This is a genomic window from Rhodococcus sp. T7, assembly GCF_009872365.1.
Lineage (GTDB): Bacteria > Actinomycetota > Actinomycetes > Mycobacteriales > Mycobacteriaceae > Rhodococcus_F.
Genome location: NZ_WXYH01000195.1, coordinates 1 through 1,920 on the forward strand (window position 1 = coordinate 1; position 1,920 = coordinate 1,920).

1 protein-coding gene is annotated in these 1,920 nt (G+C 69.0%); it reads left to right on the forward strand.

From position 1 onward, the window contains the following. Positions 1-19: 19 nt before the first annotated feature. The coding region (locus MLGJGCBP_RS18960; protein WP_160097569.1) for a malate synthase G at positions 20-1,920 on the forward strand (1,901 nt) is incomplete at its 3' end.

Consider the following 1,920-nt stretch of genomic DNA (forward strand, 5'->3'; position numbering starts at 1 on the left):
GCGGAAGGTGAGTCATTTCATGACTGAGCGTGTTGAGGTCGGCGGTCTGCAGGTCGCGAAGGTGCTCTACGACTTCGTGAACGAGGAGGCGTTGCCGGGGACCGGGATCGACGTCGACGGTTTCTGGTCGGGTGCGGTGAAGGTGTTCGAGGACCTGGCACCGAAGAACCGGGCCCTGCTCGCCACCCGCGACGAGCTGCAGGCGCAGATCGACCGGTGGCACCGCGACCACCCCGGCACCCCCGACCCGGCCGAGTACCGGCAGTTCCTGACCTCCATCGGCTACCTGGTGCCCGCCCCGGCCCCGTTCGAGGTGTCCACGGCGAACGTGGACACCGAGATCACCTCGACCGCCGGCCCGCAGCTGGTGGTCCCGGTCCTCAACGCCCGCTTCGCCCTGAACGCCTCCAACGCCCGGTGGGGGTCGCTGTACGACGCCCTGTACGGCACCAACGCCATTCCCGAGGACGGCGGCGCGCAGCCGGGCACCTCCTACAACCGGGTCCGCGGCGACAGGGTCATCGCCTGGGCCCGGATGTTCCTCGACACCGCCGCCCCCCTCGCCGGCGGCTCGCACGCCGACGCGGTCCGCTACCGCATTGACGGGGACACGCTGCGGGTGGAGTTGGCCGACGGCACCGTCACCGCCCTCACCGACCCCGAAAAGTTCGTCGGCTACCTCGGCGACCCGGCCACCCCCACCAGCGTGCTGCTGCGCAACCACGGCCTGCACGCCGACATCCAGATCGACCCCACCTCCCCGATCGGGTCCACGGACCGGGCCGGGATCAAGGACGTCGTCCTCGAATCCGCGGTCACCACCATCATGGACTTCGAGGACTCCGTCGCCGCCGTCGACGCCGACGACAAGGTCATCGGCTACCGCAACTGGCTCGGCCTCAACCGCGGTGATCTGACCGAGGAGATGACCAAGGGCGGCCAGGCCTTCACCCGCCGGCTGAACCCGGACCGCACCTACACCGCCCCCGACGGGTCGGACCTCACGTTGCACGGGCGGTCGCTGCTGTTCGTCCGCAACGTCGGCCACCTGATGACCACCCCGGCGATCCTGCACCCGGACGGCACCGAGGTCCCCGAGGGCATCCTCGACGCCCTCCTCACCTCCCTCTGCGCCATCCACGGGCTCAGTAGGTCGGAGGCGTCGGGGCCGCTGGACAACTCCCGCACCGGGTCGATCTACATCGTCAAACCCAAACAGCACGGCCCCGACGAGGTCGCGTTCACCACCGAACTGTTCGGCCGCGTCGAGCAGGTCCTGAACCTGCCCGCCAACACGGTGAAGGTGGGGATCATGGACGAGGAACGGCGCACCACCGTCAACCTCGCCGCCTGCATCCACGAGGCCCGGGAGCGGGTGGTGTTCATCAACACCGGGTTCCTCGACCGCACCGGCGACGAGATCCACACCTCGATGGAGGCCGGGCCGATGATCCGCAAGGCCGAGATGAAACAGCAGACCTGGATCACCGCCTACGAGGACTGGAACGTCGACACCGGCCTCGCCGCCGGGCTGCAGGGCAAGGCGCAGATCGGCAAGGGCATGTGGGCGATGACCGAATTGATGGCCGAGATGCTCGAGCAGAAGATCGGCCACCCCAAGGCCGGCGCGAACACCGCGTGGGTGCCGTCGCCGACCGGGGCGACCCTGCACGCCACCCACTACCACCAGGTCGACGTGTTCGCCGTCCAGGACCGGCTCGAGGGGGTCCCGCGGGCCACCCTCGAGCAGATCCTCACCATCCCCCTCGCCCCCAACACCGACTGGACCGAGGAGCAGAAGCAGGAGGAACTCGACAACAACTGCCAGTCCATCCTCGGGTACGTGGTCCGGTGGATCGACGCCGGCGTCGGCTGCTCCAAGGTCCCCGACATCCACGACGTCGCCCTGATGGAGGACCG